The organism is Microcoleus sp. S36a_B3 (genome assembly GCF_036700745.1).
Taxonomy (GTDB): Bacteria; Cyanobacteriota; Cyanobacteriia; order Cyanobacteriales; family Microcoleaceae; genus Microcoleus.
Map to the genome: position 1 here is coordinate 1 of NZ_JAUBPN010000047.1, position 19,502 is coordinate 19,502.

The 19,502-nt window shown below is 45.8% G+C and carries 17 protein-coding genes; 10 read left to right on the forward strand and 7 right to left on the reverse strand.

Annotation, left to right across the window (positions count from 1 at the left end; all coding sequences use genetic code 11):
• Positions 1-352 precede the first annotated feature (352 nt).
• The 4 genes from QUA01_RS26010 (at position 353) to QUA01_RS26025 (ending at position 1,784) form a co-directional block, all read left to right on the forward strand.
• A complete protein-coding gene (locus QUA01_RS26010; protein WP_333093390.1) occupies positions 353-772 on the forward strand; it encodes an MAPEG family protein in 420 nt (139 codons plus the stop codon).
• Positions 773-846: 74 nt separating this feature from the next.
• Complete coding sequence (locus tag QUA01_RS26015) at positions 847-1,029, forward strand: hypothetical protein (protein ID WP_333093391.1); 183 nt, start codon at positions 847-849, stop codon at positions 1,027-1,029.
• Complete coding sequence (locus tag QUA01_RS26020) at positions 998-1,360, forward strand: hypothetical protein (protein ID WP_333093392.1); 363 nt, start codon at positions 998-1,000, stop codon at positions 1,358-1,360. Before QUA01_RS26015 ends, QUA01_RS26020 begins: the two co-directional genes overlap by 32 nt.
• 160 nt (positions 1,361-1,520) lie before the next feature.
• A complete protein-coding gene (locus QUA01_RS26025; RefSeq protein ID WP_333093393.1) occupies positions 1,521-1,784 on the forward strand; it encodes a hypothetical protein in 264 nt (87 codons plus the stop codon).
• A 214-nt stretch (positions 1,785-1,998) separates the two neighbouring features.
• On the opposite strand, the gene QUA01_RS26030 is transcribed toward QUA01_RS26025, so the two are convergent.
• The 4 genes from QUA01_RS26030 to glyS all read right to left on the reverse strand — a co-directional run bounded on the left by QUA01_RS26030 (position 1,999) and on the right by glyS (position 6,572).
• Positions 1,999-2,277 (reverse strand): BrnA antitoxin family protein, encoded by a 279-nt coding sequence (locus QUA01_RS26030; protein WP_333093394.1) that lies wholly within the window; start codon positions 2,275-2,277, stop codon positions 1,999-2,001.
• Complete coding sequence (locus tag QUA01_RS26035; RefSeq protein ID WP_333093395.1) at positions 2,240-2,518, reverse strand: BrnT family toxin; 279 nt, start codon at positions 2,516-2,518, stop codon at positions 2,240-2,242. Before QUA01_RS26035 ends, QUA01_RS26030 begins: the two co-directional genes overlap by 38 nt.
• Before the next feature lie 134 nt (positions 2,519-2,652).
• The gene (gene murD / locus QUA01_RS26040) at positions 2,653-4,017 is read right to left on the reverse strand and encodes a UDP-N-acetylmuramoyl-L-alanine--D-glutamate ligase (protein ID WP_333093396.1); all 1,365 of its coding nucleotides are present in this window, start codon (positions 4,015-4,017) and stop codon (positions 2,653-2,655) included.
• 404 nt (positions 4,018-4,421) lie between these two features.
• Positions 4,422-6,572, reverse strand: a complete 2,151-nt coding sequence (gene glyS / locus QUA01_RS26045; RefSeq protein ID WP_333093397.1) for a glycine--tRNA ligase subunit beta — start codon at positions 6,570-6,572, stop codon at positions 4,422-4,424.
• A gap of 325 nt (positions 6,573-6,897) precedes the next feature.
• Between glyS and QUA01_RS26050 the strand changes: the two genes are divergently transcribed.
• Positions 6,898-8,025 (forward strand): HetZ-related protein 2, encoded by a 1,128-nt coding sequence (locus QUA01_RS26050; protein ID WP_333093398.1) that lies wholly within the window; start codon positions 6,898-6,900, stop codon positions 8,023-8,025.
• 602 nt (positions 8,026-8,627) lie between these two features.
• Complete coding sequence (locus QUA01_RS26055; RefSeq protein WP_333093399.1) at positions 8,628-9,719, forward strand: hypothetical protein; 1,092 nt, start codon at positions 8,628-8,630, stop codon at positions 9,717-9,719.
• 292 nt (positions 9,720-10,011) lie between these two features.
• Here QUA01_RS26055 and QUA01_RS26060 read toward each other — a convergent pair whose 3' ends face one another.
• The 3 genes from QUA01_RS26060 to trpB all read right to left on the reverse strand — a co-directional run bounded on the left by QUA01_RS26060 (position 10,012) and on the right by trpB (position 12,670).
• On the reverse strand, positions 10,012-10,650 hold the full coding sequence (locus QUA01_RS26060) for a ribonuclease D (protein ID WP_333093400.1): 639 nt from the start codon (positions 10,648-10,650) through the stop codon (positions 10,012-10,014).
• 204 nt (positions 10,651-10,854) lie between these two features.
• Positions 10,855-11,364, reverse strand: coding sequence for a CAP domain-containing protein (locus QUA01_RS26065; protein WP_333093401.1), 510 nt, complete (start codon positions 11,362-11,364; stop codon positions 10,855-10,857).
• Positions 11,365-11,428: 64 nt separating this feature from the next.
• A complete protein-coding gene (trpB, locus tag QUA01_RS26070) occupies positions 11,429-12,670 on the reverse strand; it encodes a tryptophan synthase subunit beta (protein ID WP_333093403.1) in 1,242 nt (413 codons plus the stop codon).
• 255 nt (positions 12,671-12,925) lie between these two features.
• On the opposite strand from trpB, the gene QUA01_RS26075 reads away from it, so the two are divergent.
• From QUA01_RS26075 to QUA01_RS26090, 4 genes are all read left to right on the forward strand, one after another.
• Positions 12,926-13,294: a translation initiation factor gene (locus QUA01_RS26075; protein ID WP_194008720.1), complete on the forward strand. Its 369-nt coding sequence runs from the start codon at positions 12,926-12,928 to the stop codon at positions 13,292-13,294.
• A gap of 66 nt (positions 13,295-13,360) precedes the next feature.
• Positions 13,361-13,954: a recombination mediator RecR gene (recR, locus tag QUA01_RS26080; protein WP_265238932.1), complete on the forward strand. Its 594-nt coding sequence runs from the start codon at positions 13,361-13,363 to the stop codon at positions 13,952-13,954.
• Positions 13,955-14,122: 168 nt separating this feature from the next.
• The gene (locus tag QUA01_RS26085; RefSeq protein WP_333093404.1) at positions 14,123-16,219 is read left to right on the forward strand and encodes a prolyl oligopeptidase family serine peptidase; all 2,097 of its coding nucleotides are present in this window, start codon (positions 14,123-14,125) and stop codon (positions 16,217-16,219) included.
• A gap of 942 nt (positions 16,220-17,161) precedes the next feature.
• A partial coding sequence (locus QUA01_RS26090; RefSeq protein ID WP_333093405.1) for a DUF4347 domain-containing protein occupies positions 17,162-19,502 on the forward strand: 2,341 nt, incomplete at its 3' end.

Below are 19,502 nucleotides of genomic sequence, written 5' to 3' on the forward strand. Positions count from 1 at the left end.
AGAACTTATATTAACCAAGCTTGAATATATCGATCGCTCCTGTGATTGGTTTGCGATCGATTATTCAGCAAACCCTAGTTAATCGATAAACTTTGGGAATACAAGGCACGCCTTTACGGAGAATCGAACGAAACATTGTTGAGCAAAATAATCTCCTTGAATTCGCAATAAAGACTTAAGCGCAGCCAGCAAGTTGTGAAGGATGTCCCCGAATCCGAAATTAGTTGCGACGGCACGAATAGCCAGCAGTTGCATCAAATTCGCTGCCTTGAATTACTCGATGGCGATGAATGGCGCGATCGACAATAATTGATTTATAATCAAGATATCTACCCCAGCACCATACCCAATCATGCTCGCAGAAGCAAACGCCACACTCTGGCCCAGTCTAATTACTATCTCAGCATTAATTCTCTACTTCATTCTTACCCTCAACGTCGGCAGAGCCAGGTTCAAGTACAAAGTTTCTCCTCCGCAGATGACAGGAAACCCAGACTTTGAGCGAGTAGTGCGAGTTCATCAAAACACCTTAGAGCAACTGATTTTATTTTTGCCCTCGCTGTGGATATTCTCGCAATTTATCAGCCCAATTTGGGCCGCCGGTATCGGTGCAGTTTGGATAATTGGACGCATTTTGTTTGCTTGGGGTTACTATCAAGCAGCGGAAAAACGAGCCGCCGGATTTGGCATTAGTACCTTAGCTACTTTAACTTTACTGGGCGGTTCCTTAATTGGCATCATCATGGCGCTGCTCAAAGTTTCACAGTTATAACTAATATTAGTAGGGTGCGCAAAAAGCACCTTACCCAGTAAATCTAATTCTTTCAATCACCTTCAGGAGTTAATATGTCGGAAACCAACAAAGCCGTATTTCAAATTAGCCAGCAGCTTTTTCAACAGCTTACCGAGTGGCAAGAAAAAATTGCACTAGAAGATGAATCAGCAACCGAGTCAGAAGACGATAAACAAATTGAGGTAAAAAGTCCTCCCGACAGTTATGAACAGAATTCTCAAACAAATAATTCCTAGTTTTTGGGTGGCAGCATCTTTGGCATTTCCGGCTGCTGTCTCGGCTCAATCGCTGACACCAAACCAATTTCAGCAAGTCAATAGCGGTTTGTTTCGTTCTAATTCTCAAGATTTCTTTGAGCAAGGAAATCGCCAACTGGAAAGAGAAATTGCTATTTTGTTGAAAAATAATGTCGCTTCCGAAAGCAAGATTTTGGAGATTGATGAAAAATTGCGATCTCAGATTTGTCGCGAAGATTTTCAAATTTCCTGGCAGGATTATGATACAATCAGTGTTCCTGATGTTTCTAGTTTTAATGCAAAACTCAAAGAGATTTGCAGGCTAAGTTAAAATCGAAGTGAAGGGTAAATCAAAGGTTTAGTGTTATATTGTGTCAGCTCTAACGGCTAAAATAAAACTGGTTGGTAGTGAGGACTTTAGTCTGGATTGGCAGAAATTTTGAAAAATGAAGTTGTAACTACTAACTTATAAATGTTTAAAATTGTTTGTAATGAGGACTTTAGTCCTGATTGGCTTAACAAATTTTGAGGATTTTAGGCATCACTACGAACTGAGGAATGTTATTTTATTTGACATCATATTAATGGATGGAGAATCAAAGACAAAATTGAAACTAGCGATGCTGTCAGCGGAAACTGTGGGTCAGTTTGCTGCTATTATTATTGATTACACCCATGAGGAAATGATGCTAGTTTTTCATGAGCTGGAATGGGAAGAGCAGGCTAGAATTAAAGATATTTGGAAGAGTATTTGAGGGCTGGCGCATCTATAAAGTCGCAGGTTGCTGCACCGGACACGGCATTATCTATTGGTGTCAACTTAAGGTCAAACATAGTCATAGATAGATACGCTTGGGTTAATGCTATTTGTCATTGCGCTACGGGAGAGTAATCGCAGAGACTAGGTTACTTCTCAATCTTTGTGAGATGCGCGCGGAGCAATTACCTTGTCAACCAAAGCGTATTTTTTTATACTGATGAATTTTCACTACTGCCTTCTATGTAGCGACGCAAAACCGAGTTGATTAAAGCTTTATGTTCTCCCGTTCGAGCTTGGAACCACTTCAAAATATCTGGGTCAATTTGAACTAATCGCTGTGCTTGAGATGCAGGAATTCTTACAGTAGCGAGTTCAAAAAACTCTGCCGTCAAGGGTGGAATGTCAGAGTAATCAATTCCTTCATCTTCCATTTCTTCTAATGCTTTCCAATTAGTACGAGAGGTATTGCTCAAGTTTTTGGCGCTCATATCGATTTGCCCTTCGTGCTGAAATGATCCGAATCACGTCATTCTGTCGTTCTGTCCAAACAACAACCGCGATGCCGTTACCGAGGAAACCGATACCGAACCAACGGTTTTCGCCGTAATCAAAACGATCGTCTAGCTCAACTAGCATTGGACTATCAAACATTTTAGGGACATCTACAAAATCAATGTCATGTTTGCGAATATTATTTAGATTCTTCGCTTCATCCCACTCAAACTGCATGAAAATCTGGCCATGCTAATTAGGCTGCCTTTATTATAGCCGAATAAGCTTGGGTTAACAAGTGGAGGGGGTAGGATCGCACCATCCACTACCCCTACAAAAGCCTGATTTGATTTTCTTTCTTGAGTGATAATCTAGATATAGCCCGATTTTTTCGCAAGCGATTCGAGACACAATTGACGGAAATGATCGCCTCGTTGCTCGAAGTTTTGGTATTGATCGAAACTGGCGCAAGCTGGCGAAAGCAGCACGACTTTAGCGTTGTTCTGTTTGCCTAATTCTGCGGCTCTGGGAACTGCTTTTTCCATTGTTTCGACGATTTCCCAAGCATTATAATTTGCTTGTTCTAGCCGATCGCTAAAAATGCCTGCCGCATCCCCAATTAACAGCACCCCTACAGCTTTCGCCTTAATTGTATCGATCCAAGCGCGATCGTCCCCTTCTTTGGGATCGCCGCCCGCAATCAAAATCGCCGGCGCGCTTACAGAAGCCAACCCGACTTGCGCCGCATCGTAATTAGTCGCTTTGCTGTCGTTGATAAAATCTATGCCTTCCCAAGTGCAGATGTGTTCGAGACGGTGCGATACTCCGGGGAATTTATCGATCGCCCGGGCGATCGCACTTCGATCGATCCCCGCCAAATTAGCCGCCGCCACCGCCATCAACAAATTTTGCAAATTGTGCTCTCCCACCATCCGCAAAGACGAAGCAGGCAAAATTTTCTCGCTTTGAGCAATTACCCAACCGTCTGCGATGTAGGCTCCAAAAGCCCGCTTTCCTAATAATTCCTGTTCACCTTTAACACTCGTCCAACACGCATCTGGCCAAATGTCAACTCCTTGCTGCCGCAAACAAGGATCGTCGCCATTAATTACTTGCAATTCCGACTTTTTCAGCAAATGCGCTTTAATGTTGTAGTAATTTTCTAAAGTTTTGTGGCGGCTGAGGTGATCCGGTGTCAAAGTCGTTAAAACTCCGATTCGCGGCGCTACAGACGGCGAGGATTCTATCTGATAGCTGCTGATTTCTGCGATCACCCAATCCGGCGGTTTTTCAGCTAAAGCTAATTCGCACGCAGCATAGCCAATATTGCCGCAAGCGGGAGCGTGAAGCCCTGCTTCTGCAAAAATAGCAGCAATTAAAGCAGTAGTTGTAGTTTTGCCGTTAGTGCCACTAATTCCCACCCAAGGAGCTTTGAGATAGCGCCACGCCAGCGCCATTTCTCCGATTGTTTCAATGCCTAACTCTCTGGCGCGTACTAATCCTGGACTGTCCCAGGGAACGCCCGGACTTACTACTATTAATTCTATCGATTCGACTGGTTCAAAAGATTTACCTAACTCAACTGCAATTCCTTCGCTAGTGAGTTCCTGTTGCTGTTCGAGCAAGTTTGGGGCTGATGAGCGATCGCTCAGCGTTACTTCCCATCCTTCGCGTTTTAGCAGTCTGGCGGCGGCATTCCCCGATTTTCCTAATCCAATGATGTGAGCGATCGGCATAAGTTGTGTGTGTGTGATGGAGCGAACTTTCCTGGTTTTTTCTTTTTATGTCGGTTACGGTTTTTTTTGGATGATTTAACCGCAGAGGGCGCAGAGGGCGCAGAGGGGGAGGAGAGAGATGATAGAAATGAATAATTCCGATACTAATTGATTTGATTTTACATCAAAACTTTTGGCCGGAATCTAACTATTTCAAATCTTAAATTGATTGACGATCGGCATCAGTTTTGTGATATAGCAAATTTTCGGGTTTTTTTCTTTTTATGTCGGTTACGGTTTTTTTTGGATGATTTAACCGCAGAGGGCGCAGAGGGGGAGGAGAAAGATGATAGAAATGAATAATTCCGATACTAATTGATTTGATTTTACATCAAAACTTTTGGCGGTAATCTAATATTCAAAATCTAAAATCGATTGACGATCGCCCCAAAGTCAGCCAACACCCGCGCGTGATTCCGCAGCAAACCCAGCAAATTCAAGCGATTGCGCTTAATTTCCGGGTCGGAATCCATCACCAAAACGCTTTCTGGGCCGTCAAAAAAGTTGCTGACAGCCGGAGCAATTTCTGTCAAACTCTCTACTAATTGTTGGTAATTGCGAGTTTGTTTCGATAGCAGCGTTTGCGGCACTAACTGCACCACGGCATCATAAAAAGCTTGTTCGGACGACTTTTGAAACAACTGTGGTTTCACCGCAGTTTTCGGTTCCAATTCAACTTTATCCAAATCTCCTTGAGCCGCTAAACGAGTTGAACGGTTGACTGTTTCGTAAATCCGATCCAAAGTCTTGTCATTGCGGATTTGTTGCAGAAACAGCGCTCTTTCCACCGTGTCCAACAAATCTTTCAATGCCCGTTCGGTATATTCGGGGTCGTTTTCTCCCAAAACGGCATTCACCAAATCGTAATCTACATTCTTTTCTTCTTGCAGCAAAGTCCGAATTCTTTGCAGGAAAAATTCGTATAATTGTGAAAGTAATTCTGGGCTTGTTTCCGGGCGAATTACTGTAAATTCGGCAACAACTTCTGCGAGTAACTGGTGCAAGTTGATTGGTAACTGAGCCGCCCAAATAATGTTAGCGATCGCATTGGCTGCGCGGCGCAAAGCAAAAGGATCGGAGGAACCTGTCGGCAACATTCCCAAGCCGAAGATGCTGACTAATGTATCTAATTTGTCGGCTATTGCGACAACTTGACCTGTGAGAGTTTGCGGTAATTTGTCCCCCGCGCCTCTAGGCAAATAATGCTCGAAAATCGCTGTGGCTACGGCTTTTGCTTCGCCGCAGGCTAAGGCGTATTTCTGCCCCATGATTCCTTGCATTTCGGGAAGTTCGTAAACCATTTGGGTAACGAGGTCGGCTTTGCAAAGTAAGGCTGCTCTTTCTATGTAAGCTTTTTCTTCGGCAGTTATTTGCAGTTGGTTGGTGATGAGGCTGGCAATCTTGCACAGGCGATCGACCTTGGCGCGCACTGTCCCCAAATCTTCCTGAAAAGTGACTTTCTCCAACTTCGGCAAATAATCCTCTAGAGGCTTGGCCAAGTCTGCTTTGTAGAAAAACTCACCGTCGGCCAACCTCGCCCGCACGACTCGCTCGTTACCCGCAGCAATAATCGCCGATGCGGCCGGATCTCCGTTGGAAATTGTAATGAAGTAGGGCAGAAGTTCGGGAAAGTCGGGGCTTTTGAGGATTGGGAAATAGCGCTGGTTTGTAACAATAATTGTGGTGATTACTTCCGGCGGCAATATCAAAAATTCTTCGTCAAATTTCCCTACTACTGGGTTCGGCCATTCTACTAAGTCGGTGACTTCTTCTAACAAATCTTCGGTAATGTCGGCGTAACCGCCTTGTTTTGTGGCTGCGGCTTCTACTTGTGATTTAATTTGATTTTTGCGCTGGGTTCGATCGACTTCGACGCAAGCAGCCCGCAGACACTCGGCATAATCCTCGGCTTGCGGAATCGAGACTGGCTGCGGATGTAACACCCGGTGTCCTTGGGAAATTCGATCGCTCTTGACCGTATCCGAACCGCTGACCAAGGCGATCGGCAGTACAGTATCATCTAACAGTGCCACGATCGATCGAATCGGGCGCGGAAACTTCAAATCTCCGTCAGCCCACCGCATGAATCTTTTGCCTTCTAACTTATTAATCCACTGCGGCACAAGTTGTGTCAAAATATCCGCACTCAGCCGCCCCGGAATTTGTTTGAGCACAAACACAAAATCGCCTTTGTCCGTAGCGCGAACCGACAAAGCATCGATTTCTACGCCTTGTTTTTTGGCAAAACCTTCGGCTGCTTTCGTCGGTTTCCCGTCTTTAAAAGCCGAACTTGCGGGCGGGCCTTTTACCTCTTCTTCTCTGTCTGATTGCTTGATTGGCAATCCTTCGATCAGAACTGCCAAACGCCTCGGAGTGGCGTATACATTAATTGATTCATTTGTCAATGATTGTTCTGCCAGAGTTGCAGGCACGAGCCGTTCCCACTGCCGGACGCTGCTGGCGACAAAAGATGCGGGCAGTTCTTCGGTACCGAGTTCTAATAAAAAGTTAGGCATATAGAAATTCTGAAGTTAGTGAGGTACGGATTGGTAATGGGTAATGGGTAAATCGGTCATCGGTAATTGGTAATTAGTAATTGGTAATGCGCGATCGGCTGGCTAGTACCTCAGTTGATTGAAAACCACTAATTAACAGAATTGGGTGTTTTTGTCAATAGGCAATTAATTGGCCCGTTCCACAATCTAAAAAACCCTGGAATTGATCTCGATAACGCATTGACAGAACTATTTTACCGAGGCGCAAGTCCTATTAAATCCAAAAAAGACTCAAAAAACCAGCATACCACTTAAAATCGGGGGTGAAAGATAATCTCAGCAGCACATGACCTTGGCGGAAAGACTGGCACAAGATTGGAAGTCGCGACTAGAAAAAGATTGCCCCGACGAGAGTTCTAGCACTCGCGAGAGTGTTGTCCGCTGGCTGTTGGGAGACAAGCCAGAAAGATTTGACTCTCTGAATCCGACTCAACTCACCGTCGCCTGTGGGGCGATCGACTTTTTATATCGAATTTTACAGCAGCGCTATCTGGGAGTCGCGCCAGAAAAAGCTTACCGCAACTTGATCGGGCGGCTGGGCGGTTTGGTAGTGCTCAGGCAAAAAATCCAAGCGTGGGTTTCCCTGAGTCGCGACAGACAGCGGAGTGCGGTGGAGGTACTGCAAGAAGTGATTCAGGAAATGCTCAATTCCGATCGCTACCTCCAGCAGCAAGTCGCCTGGATTGCCGAATGCACAACAGATAAACGCCTGCGAAATGCTTTGCTACTAGCGAGCACAGAAGAATACTGTTTGCGGCCCATCCGCAACCAGCCACTGCTGGTGTACCGCTTCGTCAACTACCTGCGGCGTTCCCAGCGGGGCGGGTTGACGCAAGTCCCGGCGGGAGATTGGGTGCGGCTGGTGTCGGAACAAATTCTACCCGACGATACAGAGGAACCGCTCAGCCTGCTAGACACACAGGCGATGTCCGATTACCAAGAAAATCAAGTTTGGGAAGAGCGACAAGCGGGGCGGCAGATTGTCCAGCAAGAATTTGAGAATTATTTGAGGGATCAAGTCGATCCGCTGGCTTGTCAGTGGCTGCGGCTTTACCTGCAAGGCCGTTCCCAAGAGGCAATTGCTGAGGCTTTGAACGTTCCCATCAAACAAATTTACCGCTTGCGAGAAAAAGTCAGTTACCACGCGATTCGGGTTTTTGCGGTCAAACAAGCACCGGAATTAGTCGCTAACTGGCTGGAAACTTCGCTCAAAGAACACAATTTGGGTTTGACTCCCGCTCAGTGGCAGCAATATTTACAAAATCTCACGCCGGTGCAACTGCAGTTGGTCGAATCGCTGAAGGCAGGAAAAAGCGTAGAGACGATCGCATCTGAATTAAAGCTGAAAACTAATCAAGTTATCGGCGAGTGGAGTAAACTCTATTTAGCCGCTCAAACCCTCCGCAACGACTAGATGAGCCATTAGTTGCGGGCAATTGCTAATTCTTAATTAACAGTAGGATTTTGCATAATGCGTGCTACTAATCAATGCCGGAATAGCTACAGAGTCCTGCGATTTTTCCCCTGGAAAATTCGCACATCGCCATTGGCGCGATCGCACTTTCGGTAAGATCGATCGGGATATCGCAGCACGGGCGTCATGATATCTCGATCGCTAGCCTCGCCGCGAACTCTGTGGGGTAAAATATCAGCAGCGCGATCGACTTGTCAGGATTTTTCAACAAATCCTCAATTTAGCCGTGGCCCGCAAGTCATCGATTGTGGTGCAGATGCAATACTTGCGAATTAATAAGATCGTTCTGTCGTTGTCAGCCGCTCAATCGATCGCGATCGAGTGTTCGCCATCAGCGCGCAAGTCATCATCTAACTGTAAATCTTTCAGTAGATATTGAAACGGCAACACAGAAGGGAAAAAATTCTGAGACTGAGGATTTTTATTTGATCGAAGCTTCCGGTTTTTAGACGAATGTCTCCGTCAGGGAAGTTGCAGCGTTTAATTATATCAATCAGGTTGTTGTGGCGCGATCGATCGCGCTTCCGACTACAGAGCAGCTAATGGTACATACATCTTCAACAGACTTGGCGGCTACAATGGACATGGACTCCGATCGAATATTTCAACTAATCGACACAGTTGTCCCCTTTGAAGCTTGTCTTTACTATCAAGTTTTGCCTATATCCCTAGAAGGCAATATATTGAAATTGGGCGTAGTCGATGGGAAAGATGACTCCGCCTTGGACTACGTGCAGCGGATTTTAGCTTACATGAATTGCTCAGTCACAACCGAGCAAATTTCCTCGGAAACTCAACGCTCGATGCTCTCAGCTTACTTGCTCCACGGGAACCAAGTCAAAGAACCCAGCCCCACACCAACCGCAGCAGCCCCAGCACCAAAAAATCCCGCACCAGCAAATTCCGCATCCGAAGCAAAAACCCCGACCTCTTTTCCCCAACCCTCCATTCCCGCTAGCCGGTTGAAAGCGACCTCCGCAGCAATCAAACCAGCAAGCGCCGAAGTTTACCCGACACCTGCTGATGTGCCGGTTTTGGATGTCGAAGCCTCGTATTTGTCAAGCCCTGTCGAAGTTTTGGCAACTTTACCCGCGCCCCAACTGCTGGAAGAATTGCTCGGTAGAGTGCTGCTAGACGGTATCGGCCGCCTGTTTTTTGAGCGCCCCCAGTCCCAGGGCCGCATTCTTTGGAGTCAAGACGGCGTTTTGAAATCGATCGTCGAAGGTATCGATCCGGTGCTGTTTGAAGAAGTCATCGACGAGTTGAAGAGGCTGACGGATATGCCTGTTTCCCCCATAGAACATCCCAAACAAGTCGAAGTTGAACGCATATATAAAAACACTCATTTGCTGTTGCGCTTGCGGGTAATGGCAGTGGGCGGCAAGGAAGAAGCCACGTTGCAAGTGCTGCGGGGAGCGGCTTTGAGGTTTTACCAGCAGCAGCAATTGTCTAGTTTGAGTCGGGACGCGCTGCAACTGGCCAAAGAATTGCAGCGGAAAGTCAATCAAATTCGCGATCGCACTCGGCTTTCTCCTTTACCTTTAGACGGGCTACCCGCTTTGGAACAGGTGGTTAAAAATGTTGACGACCAACTTGAAGCTTTGATGCACGAACACAATCCCGATCAGCCCTAATTAGAAATACTCGTAAGTTTTGAAATTTCTTTCACTCGAATCTAGCCCGGTCAAATAAATAATAATTAGGTTGGTAGTTAGGACTTTAGTCCTTCTTCTGATTTGGAGCATCTCCTGCATCGCAAAAAGGATGTTTTTTTTACAGTGCGAGCGTCCCTGCTCGCGTGCTGTGTAAAGCACGCGAGTTCTCTACAGCTACAAATGCAAAACACAGATCCACCCTTTTAATTTGGATGAGGAAGGACTAAAGTCCTCACTACAAACCTAGGTGACTGCAATTGTGCGATCGCGCCTAAGATTGCCCGTGTTCAAAAACATCCTTGTACTGCAACAAATCCAAAGTTACAAAAACCGACAAAACTTGAAAACATTGCTGTGCAATTTCCCAGCGTTCTTCTCGCTGCAACATAGCAGTCAACTTTTGTTTAGCGCTTAACAAATAGCGGACATCGTTCGCAGCGTAGTGCAGTTGCTCGTCTGAAAGATTCTCGGAATTTCCCCAATCCGAACTTTGAGAGGTTTTGTTGAGTTCTACTTTTTCTAATTCTTTAATTAAGTCTTTAAGTCCGTGTCTGTTGGTGTAAGTTCTCGCTAGTTTGCTCGCTATTTTTGTGCAGAAAATAGGTGCAATCTCAATACTTAAATTGTAGCGCATTGTTGCTATATCGAAGCGGGCAAAGTGAAACACTTTCTCAATATTCGGGACTTCCATTAACTTTTTTAAATTCGGTGCCGCCGTCTGACCTTTAGCAATCCGCACCGCCGCCACTTTACCTTGCGGATCGCACAACTGCACCAAACACAAGCGATCGCGCCACGGTAGCAAACCCATTGTTTCGGTATCAACGGCGATCGCCTCCGCCGTCAAATAATAAGATAACAGAGCATCGGAAATATCACCATCGCACACTTGAAAATCTGGAAATTCCATTATTAGTAATTGTTGACTGTTGATTGTTGACTGTTGACTGTTGACTGCTTTTTTCCCTCTTCCTTCTTCCCTCTTCCCTCTTCCTTCTTCCTGATGACTTTTTACGAAAAGCTCGGAGGCGACAGCACTAATGACTAATGACTTCTTCCTTCTTCCCTCTTCCTTCTTCCCTCTTCCTTCTTCCCTCTTCCCTCTTCCCTCACCTTATCTACTGCGGACAAAAATCTGAGTAAAATAATACTCGCCTTTGGCATTTTTGGCAATCCCAATACCAGTTAAATTAAACTGACCCTCCATATTTTTGCGGTGACCCTCACTTTTGATCCAACCTTCAACAGCATTGCGTACCGGATCGTTGTAGCCCATGTTGTAAGCAACATTTTCAGCCACACTTTGATAGGGAATAGAAATTGCTTTCACCCGCCCCTCAAATCCGTCATGGCTAAACTTAACTTTCCCACTCGCCATATTTTGGCTGTGAATTCTTGCTTGCTGAGTAATTCGCGCATCGACACTCAGCGGCGGCAACTTTTTCGATGCTCGGTATAGATTTATCTGTTGGTTAACAGCTTTTTCTAAGTCAGCCAGCGAACTCGTCAAAGCAACATTAGTATTCATAGAATCTTGTGGGAGCGATCGCGCCGAAAGTGAATTAGCACAATTAGGCAAGATTGTCAACAATCCTAAAGAAATCAAAACCAAAGCTTTGGACATGAATTTGAATGACAAATAAAGTTAATTGTTACCGATTCCTACAGAGCGATCGCCCAAAATTCCGCTAAACCATATTCATAACTTTAGCAACAGTGTTCACATCTTTGTCGCCGCGCCCCGAACAGTTAAGCACAATGCGCGGACTCCCCGTTAACTGCGGGCACAGAGTCTCCAAATAGGCGATCGCGTGAGCAGTTTCCAAAGCCGGAATAATCCCCTCCAACTGCGAAAGACGCTGAAAAGCCGCCAGCGCATCTGCATCAGTGACACTATAATATTCAGCCCGGCCAGCATCCTTCAAATAACTGTGTTCCGGCCCCACGCCCGGATAATCCAAACCAGCACTAATCGAGTGTGGCTCAATCACTTGACCTTCATTATCTTGCAGCAAATAACTCATTGCGCCGTGCAAAACACCCACAGTTCCCTTAGTCAAAGTAGCAGCGTGTTTGTCCGTATCCACACCTTCGCCCGCCGCTTCAACACCGATCAATCTAACACTTTCTTCCCCGACAAACTCGTGGAAAAGACCCATTGCGTTAGAACCGCCACCGACGCAAGCTAATAAAATATCCGGCAAACCAGCCCACTTTTCCTGACACTGAGCGCGCGTTTCTTGACCGATTACCGCATGGAAATCGCGCACCATCATCGGGTAAGGATGCGGCCCCGCTACGGAACCCAAAATGTAATGAGTTGTCTCCACATTTGTCACCCAGTCGCGAATCGCTTCGGAAGTCGCATCTTTCAGCGTTCCCGTACCCGCCGCCACCGGTCGCACTTCGGCCCCCATCAGCCGCATTCTAAACACATTTAAAGCCTGTCTTTCCATGTCCTGAACGCCCATGTAGACAACGCATTCCAAACCGAAACGAGCACAAACCGTAGCAGTAGCAACACCGTGTTGACCTGCACCAGTTTCAGCAATTACCCGCTGTTTCCCCATGCGTTTTGCTAACAATGCTTGAGCTAAAGCGTTATTAATTTTGTGAGCACCAGTGTGGTTTAAATCTTCCCGTTTGAGATAAATTTGCGGGCCAGTACCGTCTGCTTTAGCATAATGCTCTGTGAGGCGTTCGGCAAAATACAAAGGGCTGGGGCGGCCGACATAATCTTTGAGCAATCCTTGAAGTTGCTCTTGAAATTCCGGTTCGCTGCGGTATTTTTGAAAAGCCGCTTCTAACTCAAACAAAGCAGGCATTAGGGTTTCTGGGACGTATTTGCCGCCGAATTGGCCAAATCTACCCAGGGAGTCGGGGCGTTGGGCCGCGGTTTCGGAAGTGAGACGCAGGGGGGTGACAGTCATTGGATTTTAGATTTTAAATTTGAGATTGTTCGATTCGCGGGTAAGCTAGAAGTCGGCGCACTCGATCGCGCGCCAGTCGATCGTACCAAATCCCTTGGAGACTTGAGCCGAGCGAACAAATTTCATTATAATTCCTTCAACCCTGAACAGACTAATACAATAAATAGAAGATAGAGCGCATTCCGAGCGATCGCAACTTTACCGAACCCGTTAAAACTAGAAATACCAGTAAAAGAAGTTCAGGCATATTAACACATGGCAGCATCCAAACGCAAAGATTCAGACAACAAAACAACCGACGGCAAACGAATAGTTTACTCCGAATTTGGCAACACCGACAACTCAGCCGCCCTCCAACGCGGAACCCCAGAAGTTGCCCCAAATCAACAAAATCTCAAAGTAGAAGCATCCCGAAAAGGACGAGGCGGCAAAACAGTTACAGTCATCAGCGGATTTCAGGGAAAACCCGAAACATTAGCAGACTTAGCCAAGCAGCTAAAAGCCCAATGTGGCACAGGCGGTACAGTTAAAGATAACGAAATCGAAATTCAAGGCGAACACAAACAAAAGCTTGCCGAAATTCTCAAAAAAATGGGCTACAAAGCTAAAATAAGCGGCGGCTAATTTATATTATTCTTCCATCTTCCATCTTCCATCTTCCATCTTCCATCTTCCCTCTTCCTTCATTTTATGTATACTCGACCCTTAGCCCGTTTAATCGAACAATTGCAGCGCTTACCAGGAGTCGGGCCAAAAACAGCACAGCGACTCGCTTTGCATATTTTAAAACGACCCGAAGAAGACGTGCAAGCCCTAGCTCAATCTTTGATTGATGCCAAAAAACAAGTCGGTTTCTGTAAAGTATGCTTTCACTTATCTGCTGAACCTGTCTGCGACATTTGTCGCAACACAAACCGCGACAGTTCTACCATTTGTGTAGTGTCAGAATCCCGCGACGTAATCGCCCTAGAAAAAACCAGGGAATACATCGGCAAATATCACGTTGTCGGCGGCGTTATTTCGCCGATGGATGGAATTGGCCCGGAACAATTGAACATTCAACCCTTAGTCCGGCGCGTTAGCCAGCAAAAGATTAGTGAAGTAATTATTGCAATTAGTCCCAGCGTGGAAGGCGAAACTACTACTCTTTATATCGGTCACTTATTAAAACCTTTTACCAGAGTGACGCGCATCGCTTTTGGTTTGCCAATGGGGGGAGATTTGGAATATGCAGATGAGGTAACTTTGGCTCGTGCTTTGGAAGGAAGGAGGGAATTGGATTAGTTTAAAATGGGCAATTGCTGAGTTGAAATGTTAGAGAAACGAACCGCGAAGACGCAAAGGACACAAAGGAAGATGGGAGAGAAGGAAGTGCGATTGCTTTATTCAGGTTCGCAATCGCAAATTTGCAAAAAAGGTTAAACTAAACAAAGTTACTGAGAGTGAAAAAATATGACTCAATTCGATCGCCCTTTGATCTACCCCACAACCCACAAAACCGACGTATCTGACGACTATCACGGTGTCAAAGTATCAGATCCCTACAGATGGCTGGAAAATCCCGAATCAGAGGAAACCCAAGCCTGGGTAGAAGCCCAAAACGCAGTCACCTTCGGCTACCTCAGCCAGATTCCGGCGCGGGAAAAAATCAAACAGCGACTGACTCAACTTTGGGATTACGAGAAATACGGCATACCTTTCCAAGAAGGCGATCGCTATTTCTACTACAAAAATGACGGTCTACAAAATCAATCTGTACTTTATACTTTACCATCCTTAGACGGCGAACCTAAAGTATTAATTGACCCCAACACTCTCTCAGAAGACGGAACTATTGCTCTCGGCGGCATAGCTATCAGCGAAGACGGCAAACTAATGGCCTACGGTTTGTCAACTTCCGGCTCCGATTGGCAAGAATGGAAAGTTCGCGATGTGGAAACAGGCGAAGATTTATCAGACCATTTAAAGTGGATTAAATTCTCAGGAGCATCCTGGACTCATGATGGTAAAGGCTTTTTTTACAGCCGCTACGACGAACCAAACGAAAAAACTAAACACGAAGACGTTAACTATTACCAAAAACTGTTTTATCACAAGCTCGGTACTTCCCAATCTGAAGATATATTGATCTACGAACGACCGGATCAAAAAGAGTGGGGATTTGGCGCAGGTGTCACCGAAGACGGCCGCTACTTAATTATCTCTGTTTGGCTGGGAACTGAAACCAAAAACTTGATTTTTTACAAAGATTTAACAGCACCGGAATCCAGCGTTGTTGAACTAATTAGCGAATTTGAGGCAGAGTACAGTTTCATCGATAATGACGGCTCTCTTTTCTGGTTTCAAACAGATTTAAATGCACCGCTAGGCCGCGTAATTGCGATCGACATTAGCAACCCACCACCATCATCCCTCGCGGGCAGTGACACTCAAGGGAAATTCGCAGAAATTATTCCCGAAGCAGCCGAAACCCTCGGAGGCATTGGCATCCTCAACAATCAATTTATCGCTTCTTACCTAAAAGATGCCTACACCCAGATTAAAATCTTCACCTTAGAAGGCTCTTTTGTGCGAGAAATCGCCTTACCGGGAATCGGTTCGGCGGGAGGATTCGGCGGCAAGCGGCACGACACGGAAACCTTTTATGCTTACACCAGTTTCACAGCGCCAAACACGATTTACCGCTACAACATGGTGACAGATGAAAGCACTATTTATCGGAAACCAAATGTCGATTTTGACCCCGAAGGCTACGAAACGAAACAAGTATTTTATCCTAGCAAAGACGGTACTCGCGTACCCATGTTTATTACCCACAAAAAAGGTTTGCAATTAGATGGCAATAACCCGACATACCTATACGGTTACGGCGGTTTTGGCATCTCGCTGACTCCTAGTTTCTCGGTTAGCAGGGTTGTGTGGTTGGAGATGGGCGGAGTTTACGTCACAGCCTGTTTGCGGGGAGGTGGCGAGTACGGTGAATCCTGGCACCAAGCAGGTACAAAGTTAAAGAAGCAAAACGTGTTTGATGACTTTATCAGCGCTGCTGAATGGTTGATTGAAAACAAGTACACCAAACCGGCTAAATTGGCGATCGCAGGCGGCAGCAACGGCGGTTTGTTAGTAGGGGCTTGCATGACTCAGCGGCCGGAATTGTTCGGTGCAGCATTGCCCGCAGTCGGCGTTATGGATATGTTGCGCTTCCACAAATTTACCATTGGTTGGGCCTGGACTTCGGAATACGGTTCCCCGGAAAATCCCGAAGAATTTCCCACAATCCGCAGCTATTCTCCCCTGCACAACCTCAAATCGGGCACAGCTTATCCGGCGACAATGATTACAACTGCCGATCGCGACGACAGAGTAGTTCCCGCCCACAGTTTCAAGTTTGCTTCGGCTTTGCAAGAAACCCAAGGGGGAGAAAAGCCGGTGTTAATTAGGATCGAAACCAAAGCAGGTCACGGGGGCGGCAAACCTACTGCTAAAGTCATTGAAGAATTAGCAGATGAATGGGCTTTTTTGGTGCGCGAGCTCGATATTAAGGTTTAACCAGCGCGGGATTGGGGGTGAATGTATCAGCGTTGTATCTGCCTTAAATCTGCGGTTGACACATTTATCAAAGATTTATGCAATTACTCTACTCGTCTAATTTTTCCCTCCAATCCTGCGATGTTTCACTGGTGTTCGCAGCATAAACCAGCTCAAGTAACATAGGTAAGTAAAGATTGTCAACCCCCCATTTAATCATTTTTATTAAAATTAATTTTTGTATGCTTTAGCGGTCATTTTGACATTTTTTTGAGACCGCTTTTTTCAGTTAGTTTAGCGGCAATGTCAAGCGGGCAACAGAAGTCAATCGAATCTCAAATTAAAAACTTTCCAATTCTCAAAAACAGATTTTTCAGTGGATTTACGGTAAATCTTGGGTGAGAAATAATACTTTTGTCCGCACTGAGTACCCTTATGTCACTTACATTACTGTCTTTTTTCAGCCATGCGTAAGTAATCTTCAATCCGGGTTAAAAACCCCTCTTTATAAAACTTAACGCTTGAAACCCATCTTGCATAAACTGGCGTTATAGTTCAGAAAAGCTAAAAAATAAAAGGGGTATTCAAGCCGGATTTTGTATTGCGGGCGATCGCAATTTCAATTTTCTGGCACAGTCTACGCTCAAAAAAAACAAGACTTAACCGTAGCCGTAAAATCCTAAAAACCTTTGCAGATAAAAGCTTTGAGTTGAGTAGTCATTAGGTGGCAGCAGATGCGCCCCAGCATTCCCCTCCATTTTTGTCTAAAAATTTCAACTCAACAAAAAAAACACGTAAGTATTAATTTTGAAGTTTAAGAAAACTTATTAAAAATTTATATTTTGTTGTTGATTGATTTTTTTTAAAGGGGTAGGTTAGAACGGATAAGTAAATCAACGAATAATGAAAATGATCCCTAAAACGTCGCATTTGTCAGCGGTAAAAATACTGAAATCTAAAAATATGGCCACTAAAAACAGCTTTTTTTTTGCAGGAGCGAGCTCTCAAGCAGAGCCAGAAGCCAAAAAATCTCTAGTGGTGGTTGACTCCAGAGTAGAAAATTACGAGCAATTGATCGGTGGGGTCAAAGCAGGAACGGAAGTATTTATACTCAGTGAAACTAGGGGGGCGATCGAGCAAATCACCGAAATTTTGGGTCAGCGCCACAATATCAACAGCCTGCACGTAGTATCTCACGGCCGAGAAGCAGCAATCGCGATCGGCCCTGCAGAATTTAATCTTGACAACCTAGAAACCCACAGCCACCAATTGCAGCAGTGGGGAAAATCCCTCAGCAAATCCGCCAGCATTCTACTTTACGGCTGCAACATAGCAGCAGGCAAATCCGGCCTTAAATTCATACAAAAAATTAGCGAATTCACCGGAGCAAATATTGCCGCTTCCAACAATTTAACTGGTAGTGCAGCACTAGGCGGCGACTGGGAATTAGAAATTACCACAGGACAAATAAATGCCGAAGTAGCCTTTGAAAAAAAAGTCCTAGAAAACTACAAATCAGTCCTCGCTACCTTAGCGGCTGAAGAATTTAAAAATTCAACAGTAATCGGGCCTTGGATATATGGAGTTGGCAACCCCACTACAGCTAACCCAGGCTTAACCGCAGGTAGTACACCCAACCCCAGTGGCGTTATTCCCGCTTTAGGGACTGGCGATGCACTCGGAACAGGTACTTTGAGATTAACCTCAAACGCCTTTGGACAATCAGCTTTTGCAATCTACAACAACCCCATCTCTGCCACTGAGGGTCTGAGAGTTACCTTTGATTTCTTTGCCTATAACAGAGGTAATGTCCCCGATGTGAATGGTGCCACCGATGGTGCGGATGGCATTAGTTTTTTCCTCATTGACGGAACAGCTACGCCAACAAAAGCGGGAGGATTTGGCGGCTCTCTCGGCTATGCTCAGAATACTAATTCAAATTCACCGGGTATTGTAGGAGGTTATTTAGGTGTCGGATTAGACGAGTTTGGCAATTATTCTAGCGTTATTGCTGGAAAACAGGGTGGCATCTCGAACAATCCAAATGACAAGCTACCTGATGCAGTAGGACTTAGAGGCAGGGAAAGCACAATCCTAGCCGACAATTATAAATTTTTAGGTTCTAGTCTTTTAACTAACAGTTTGACCGGGGTTTCCATTGGTATAGACAATAAAGATACAAGCATTCGCGCTGAAGCTAAAAGAAGCGTCCAAATTACCTTATTTCCGACGACTTCAGCAACACCTAACCGTCTGACAGTTGCCTTAGACTTGAACAGCAACGGCACATTTGATGCGGGCGAAACACTGCTCGACATACCAGATTTGGCAAGCATAAACGGAGCAGTGCCACCTACTTTTAAATTTGGCTTTGCTGCTTCGACAGGGGGAAACACAAACATTCACGAAGTTAACAATGTCATCGTCCAAAGTATAGATCCGCCTACACTCGTAGCCGATGTTTCCATTGTTAAAAAAGGTCCGCTCTATGCCATACCCAACAGCACGATTACCTATACGATTACCTCCACAAATAACGGGCCAAACAGCGCCGAAAGCGTCCTGATTCAAGATCCCCTGCCCGCAGGCTTAAGTTTCGTCGAAGCCTCCGACCTCGCCACATACAACTCCACAACGAGGACGGTCATCTGGCCGGCGATTCCGACTCTGGCTAACGGTGCTAGCCAAACCCGCACCATCACCGCCACAGTTTCCCCAACAGTCACAGCTCCCTTAACTAACACTGCCTATAGCACCTCCAGCACTTTCGACCCAAATCTAGCTAACAACAATAGTTCCCAACCCATCTCTCAAGTCTCAACTACAATTGTTGCTGCTCTTGCCGACGTTGTTACCACCAAAACCGGGACTGCGGCAGCAGCACCGGGTGAAACAGTTACTTACACAATTTCCACAGTCAACAACGGCCCCAGCACAGCCGAAAACGTCACCATTACCGACAGCATTGTTCCCGGTTTAAATATAGTTAGTCTACCCAACGAGGCTGTTTACAATGCAGATACTGGGATTGTCACCTTCCCAGCGATTCCCAGCTTGCCTTCGGGTGCTCCTCCTGCCATTAACACAGTCCGCTTCATCGCACCTGCATCTGCATCCGGCAGCGTCAGCAACACCGCCAGAAGTACCTCAGCTACCCCTGATCCTTTTCCTGAAAACAACAACGGTACTGATCCGCTGGCTACAGTCACCACACCTCTGACACCTAGTGCCGACGTTGTTACCACCAAAACCGGGACTGCGGCAGCAGCACCGGGTGAAACAGTTACTTACACAATTTCCACAG

Coding starts and splice junctions, on each gene's coding strand:
- QUA01_RS26010 (WP_333093390.1), top strand. CDS start 353: ATGCTCGCAGAAGCAAACGCCACACTCTGGCCCAGTCTAATTACTATC.
- QUA01_RS26015 (WP_333093391.1), top strand. CDS start 847: ATGTCGGAAACCAACAAAGCCGTATTTCAAATTAGCCAGCAGCTTTTT.
- QUA01_RS26020 (WP_333093392.1), top strand. CDS start 998: ATGAACAGAATTCTCAAACAAATAATTCCTAGTTTTTGGGTGGCAGCA.
- QUA01_RS26025 (WP_333093393.1), top strand. CDS start 1,521: ATGAGGACTTTAGTCCTGATTGGCTTAACAAATTTTGAGGATTTTAGG.
- QUA01_RS26030 (WP_333093394.1), bottom strand. CDS start 2,277: ATGAGCGCCAAAAACTTGAGCAATACCTCTCGTACTAATTGGAAAGCA.
- QUA01_RS26035 (WP_333093395.1), bottom strand. CDS start 2,518: ATGCAGTTTGAGTGGGATGAAGCGAAGAATCTAAATAATATTCGCAAA.
- murD (WP_333093396.1), bottom strand. CDS start 4,017: ATGCCGATCGCTCACATCATTGGATTAGGAAAATCGGGGAATGCCGCC.
- glyS (WP_333093397.1), bottom strand. CDS start 6,572: ATGCCTAACTTTTTATTAGAACTCGGTACCGAAGAACTGCCCGCATCT.
- QUA01_RS26050 (WP_333093398.1), top strand. CDS start 6,898: ATGACCTTGGCGGAAAGACTGGCACAAGATTGGAAGTCGCGACTAGAA.
- QUA01_RS26055 (WP_333093399.1), top strand. CDS start 8,628: ATGGTACATACATCTTCAACAGACTTGGCGGCTACAATGGACATGGAC.
- QUA01_RS26060 (WP_333093400.1), bottom strand. CDS start 10,650: ATGGAATTTCCAGATTTTCAAGTGTGCGATGGTGATATTTCCGATGCT.
- QUA01_RS26065 (WP_333093401.1), bottom strand. CDS start 11,364: ATGTCCAAAGCTTTGGTTTTGATTTCTTTAGGATTGTTGACAATCTTG.
- trpB (WP_333093403.1), bottom strand. CDS start 12,670: ATGACTGTCACCCCCCTGCGTCTCACTTCCGAAACCGCGGCCCAACGC.
- QUA01_RS26075 (WP_194008720.1), top strand. CDS start 12,926: ATGGCAGCATCCAAACGCAAAGATTCAGACAACAAAACAACCGACGGC.
- recR (WP_265238932.1), top strand. CDS start 13,361: ATGTATACTCGACCCTTAGCCCGTTTAATCGAACAATTGCAGCGCTTA.
- QUA01_RS26085 (WP_333093404.1), top strand. CDS start 14,123: ATGACTCAATTCGATCGCCCTTTGATCTACCCCACAACCCACAAAACC.